Raw genomic sequence first — 4,270 nt, 5'->3', positions numbered from 1 at the left:
GAATTGACACGATTTCCGTGGAACACTAATTTTGTGTCATGGTCAGGAAGCTCAGGAACGTTACGATCACGCTGGACGAAGAGGTCGCGCGTTGGGCCCGGGTCGAGGCGGCCCGAGAGGACACCAGTGTGTCGCAACTGATCGCGCAGCTGCTCCGTGAGCGGATGCTCGGCACCGACGAGTACGAAGCAGCGCGCGCCCGCTACTTCGCGCAGGAACCTCGCATGCACCGCGCACGCGGGCAGGGCTACCCCTCTCGCGCTGAGCTGCATGAGCGGGACCGTCTTCGTTGACACGAACGTCCTGGTCTACGTACGCGATCGGACAGACGAAGAGAAACAGCGCCGGGCCGCCGAATGGGTTGCACTTCTCTGGGAATCGCGTCTCGGTCGTCTCAGCGTGCAGGTCCTCCAGGAGTACTACGTCACGATCACCACCAGGCTCGAGCCGCCTCGCACGACGGAGGAGGCGCGCGACGACGTGATCGCCCTCAGTGCCTGGAAGCCTGCCGTCATCGACCTCGGGCTGGTTGAGCGCGCGTGGACGCTCCAGGACCGATTTGGCTTCTCGTGGTGGGACTCGCTGATCGTTGCGGCGGCCGTAAGCGGAGGATGCCGCTATCTGCTCACCGAGGATCTGCAGGACGGGCAGGTCGTGGACCGACTCACGATCATGAGTCCGTTTGCACACGAGCCGGAATCCGTGCTCTACGGCTGAGACCCGGCGCAGCCGCGGTTGACGCTGGCGAATCTCACGGAAGCGGGCGGCAGTGCGGCATTGCTGGAGATCGCGCGCGATCGTCCGCCGGTTCGCCGTCGAGTGGGGATTCCCGTGTGCCGCGCAAAACGGACGCGCTTCACTGCCAGACGCGCGTGTCGGGCCGGAACACCGCCCAGGCAAACCAGAAGTAGTCGCCGTGCGGGATGGGCTCGAGACGCTGGCCGGCAAGGGGCCCGGCGGTGGCGCGGCCCAGGAGGTTCCACGAGCTGCCCGTCTCTTTGTCCCGGAAGGTGCCGGAAGCTGCCGATTCGAAGGTAAGCGTGCGGCCGCCCAGCACGCGGCTGAACGTACCCGTGGCGCCCACGTCGCGGCCTGCCGGGATGTCCCCGGCGTCCAGGGCGCTGGCCGTGCCGGCGCTCCAGAAGACGACGACGGGGCGGCCGCCGACCTCGTCGTCCACGACGTTCACGTCCCGCAGCCGGGAGAAGGGGTAGGCGGCTGCCTCCTTCCCCACCCGCACCGCGACGATCCGCTCCATGGGCGGCAGGCGCCGGTCCCGTCGGGCGCGGAAGAAGCCCGCAAGGGGTGCGCCACCGAGGTCGTCGTAGCCGGCATACGGGTTCCGGCCGTAGGGCCGGCGGTGGCCGGTGTTGCGGGACAGCACCCTGCCCTGCGGATACGCCTGCCGGAACTCCTTCCAGCTTATGGTCTGCGCGGGGAGGAATGCGAGCGTCTGCCCCGCCAGCTCCCCCACGATCGCCTCGCCCGTGGCCTGCTGCCACCAGCTCTCTGTCTGCCGGTCATACATCACCAGGTCCGAGTGGCGCAGCCGGCCGGTGGTGCCGAAGTCCAGGACCCGGCCGCCGTGGCGGCGGTCAAAGACCAGCGCCGTGTTGCACAGCGGGCAGAAGGTGACGGCCACGGGCATACCGCCCAACTGGTCGTTCACGATCTCGTGCCAGATCAGGATCTGCAGCGGGTAGGCCCGCACCTCGCCCCCCTGCTCAACGGCGATCACCGGCTCGCGGTGCTCGAGCCATCGGCCGGCTTCGGCCACGGTCTCGAAGCGCGGCCGGTCGAGGGGCGGGATGCCGTCGCGCGGCGGCCCGCCCGCAACGATCTCCTCGAGCGGCACCGTATGGCGCGAGAAGTCGGTGCGCCAACCCGAGGAGGACTGGGCCGCCGCCGGCGTCGTTCCCAGGGCTGGGGCGAGGAGCAGGGCCAGGGAGAGACGCAGCCGGGGTACGGCCCGGGAGCGGGATCGGGAGCGGGAGCGGGATCGGGATCGGGATCGGACTGAGAACTTGGAGGTGGTCCGATCCGCCCAGCCCAGAGGCATTAACCCGCCTCCTCCCTCGTGTCCTCGGCCAGGAGCTGCTCGAAGACCTTGCGGCGCAGGCCAGCCGGCACCGGCTCGCTGGCCATGCGCTGCAGGAACGCCAGGAACGCGCGCTCGAAGTCGTACTGCGGATAGCAGCGGGCGCACATCTCGAGGTGGGCCCGCACCTGCTCGTTGAGCTCAGGTGTTAGCTCGCCGTCAATGTATGCCCAGAGCTGGGCCATCACCTGGTGGCAGCTCAGCATCTCCATAGTGCTCACGACTGCTTCTCCCCGCGGATGTACCCCATCTCCAGGGCGTAATCGAACAGCGCTTCCTGCAGCAGCCGCCGTCCCCGAAACAGGCGGCTCTTCACCGTGCCCACCGGGATATCCAGCACACTGGCGATCTCGGCATAAGACAGGCCTTCGATGTCGCTCAGCGTGAGCGCATCGCGGAACTCGATGGGCAGTCGGTCGATCGCAGCCAGTACCTCGTTGTCGACCAGCGAATCGAAGAACACCTGCTCCGGGTCCTGGGCGCGCACCTCGTCGAACACCGCGGTCGCGGCCAGCGCTTCTACGTCGGCGTCCATCTGGCTCACGGGGATCTCGGTGCGCCGATCGCCCCGCTCCTTCTGGCGCAGGAAAACGTTGCGGCAGATCGTGAAGAGCCAGGACCGGCAGTTCGTGCCCGGGGTGTAGCTCTCCCAGGCGCGGTAGGCGCGCAGAAACGTCTCCTGCACCAGGTCCTGCGCCTCGTCCTCCGAGCCAGCGGCGAGGCGAAGGCTGAAGCGGTAGACGGCGTCCATGTGCGGGATCGCTTCTTCGGCGAAGCCCTGCTTTGTCAACGCCGCATCAGGTGCCCCGGCCGCGTCGCTCCCACTCATCCGCAGGTCCACTCCTCGCCGCGCCGTCGCGGGCGCGGCGGCGTGAATCCGCTCGAGCCCGCCAGTACGGCCATGGACGGAACAGGTAACAATGTCTCTAATCGACGAGCCCGGGCCAATGTTCCCAGGCCCGAGCCGGGCATCAAGGTCCGAGAGCGCGCTCGAGCGCGGCCAGGATCTGCCGGCCTCGTACGTTGTCCGGCTCGAAGGCCAGCCCCCGCCGCGCCGCGGCCAGCGCCTTGTCGGATTGGCGCCGCGCGCCGTACACCTGGGCCAGGGAGAAGTGGGCGCCGGCAAGACCGGGGTCGAGCTCGGCTGCCCGCTCGTACGCGGCGGCCGCCGCGTCCAGCCGCTGGTGGCGCAGGTAGGCGTTCCCCAGGCTGAAATACGCCAGCGCGTTGTTCGGCTCGAGTGCCAGCGCGCGCTCGTACGCGCGCAACGCGCCGGCAAGATCGCCCTGCTGGTCCAGCGCGAAGCCCAGGTTCACGAATGCCAGCGGCTGCACGGGGTCGTGCCGCAGGCTCCGCCGGTAGGCGTCCACGGCCCGGGCATAGTCTCCAGCGCCGGCGTATGCCGTCCCCAGGTCCACCAGCAGCGGCGCGTCTTCCGGCAGCACCTCGAGCGCCTTCCGGTAGGTGGTGGTGGCGGAAGCGAACTCGCCCGCCAGGCGGTAGGAGTCGCCAAGAAGATCGAGGGCAGTGGCCCAGCGCCGCCGCAGCGCGTCGTCCTCTTCCGCCGGGAGCCCCCGCAGCCGCGCGGCGAGCACGCGCCGCACCTCCGGATCGCTGCCGCGCGTGAAGTGCAGCGCCATGAGCGCGAGCGCGCGCACGTCCAGGTCCGGGGCGGCAGCAAGCTGGTCCAGGCTGCGCCGCACGCCCGGGTCCAGCGACCCCATGTCCGGCTGTCGCAGCTCCTCCAGGAAGTATCGGCTCAGGCTGTCGAACTGCGCCATGGGAAAGGTGCGCGCTTTCAGCGGCTTGAGCTCGCCGTACCACTCGACCAGGCGGGCTTCGAGCTGCCGCACAGGCTCCGCCACGTGGCACTGCCGGCACGCGCCCTGGACCGGCAGCTCCGCGTCGAACGCGGGGCGCGGGATCGAGATGGTGTGGTCCGAGCGGGCGTAGCGCAGCGCGCGGCCAAGCTGGGGCTGCTGCAGGTACGGCATGTGGCAGGCGACGCAGCGGCTGCCGGGCGAGCCGGGCGCGTGATGCGTGTGCGCGCGGGTCCGCTCCGCCTTGCTCGCGTGGCAGCCCAGGCACTGACCGTCATCGAAGCGGCCCGCCAGCCGCCGGCCGCTTACGTCGCGGTAGCTCTGCCCGTGCGGCTCGTGGCAGTCCACGCAG

The 4,270-nt window shown here is 69.7% G+C and carries 6 protein-coding genes; 2 read left to right on the top strand and 4 right to left on the bottom strand.

The genetic code is table 11. The annotated features are described in order from the left end of the window. The first annotated feature begins 38 nt into the window (after nt 1-38). Together HY703_02760 and HY703_02755 are read left to right on the top strand one after the other, a co-directional pair. A complete protein-coding gene (locus tag HY703_02760) occupies nt 39-293 on the top strand; it encodes a hypothetical protein (protein MBI4544099.1) in 255 nt (84 codons plus the stop codon). Next, complete coding sequence (locus tag HY703_02755; GenBank protein ID MBI4544098.1) at nt 271-717, top strand: PIN domain-containing protein; 447 nt, start codon at nt 271-273, stop codon at nt 715-717. The genes HY703_02760 and HY703_02755 overlap by 23 nt, the downstream gene beginning before the upstream one ends. A 139-nt stretch (nt 718-856) precedes the next feature. Here HY703_02755 and HY703_02750 read toward each other — a convergent pair whose 3' ends face one another. The 4 genes from HY703_02750 to HY703_02735 form a co-directional block, all read right to left on the bottom strand. Beyond that, nucleotides 857-2,059, bottom strand: a complete 1,203-nt coding sequence (locus HY703_02750) for a DUF3179 domain-containing protein (GenBank protein MBI4544097.1) — start codon at nt 2,057-2,059, stop codon at nt 857-859. After that, nucleotides 2,059-2,319, bottom strand: a complete 261-nt coding sequence (locus tag HY703_02745) for a mycothiol system anti-sigma-R factor (GenBank protein MBI4544096.1) — start codon at nt 2,317-2,319, stop codon at nt 2,059-2,061. Before HY703_02745 ends, HY703_02750 begins: the two co-directional genes overlap by 1 nt. Then, the gene (locus HY703_02740) at nt 2,316-2,927 is read right to left on the bottom strand and encodes a sigma-70 family RNA polymerase sigma factor (GenBank protein MBI4544095.1); all 612 of its coding nucleotides are present in this window, start codon (nt 2,925-2,927) and stop codon (nt 2,316-2,318) included. Before HY703_02740 ends, HY703_02745 begins: the two co-directional genes overlap by 4 nt. A gap of 142 nt (nt 2,928-3,069) precedes the next feature. Continuing rightward, nucleotides 3,070-4,270 (bottom strand): tetratricopeptide repeat protein (locus HY703_02735; protein ID MBI4544094.1); only part of this gene is annotated, 1,201 nt, incomplete at its 5' end.

Source organism: Gemmatimonadota bacterium, assembly GCA_016209965.1.
Lineage (GTDB): Bacteria > Gemmatimonadota > Gemmatimonadetes > Longimicrobiales > RSA9 > JACQVE01.
The sequence above is the reverse complement of the archived record's forward strand: the minus strand, read 5'-3'. Positions and strand labels throughout refer to the sequence as shown.

Bases quoted from the DNA above. Each gene is read 5' to 3' on its own strand.
- HY703_02760 (MBI4544099.1), top strand. From the start codon at position 39: ATGGTCAGGAAGCTCAGGAACGTTACGATCACGCTGGACGAAGAGGTC.
- HY703_02755 (MBI4544098.1), top strand. From the start codon at position 271: ATGAGCGGGACCGTCTTCGTTGACACGAACGTCCTGGTCTACGTACGC.
- HY703_02750 (MBI4544097.1), bottom strand. From the start codon at position 2,059: ATGCCTCTGGGCTGGGCGGATCGGACCACCTCCAAGTTCTCAGTCCGA.
- HY703_02740 (MBI4544095.1), bottom strand. From the start codon at position 2,927: ATGAGTGGGAGCGACGCGGCCGGGGCACCTGATGCGGCGTTGACAAAG.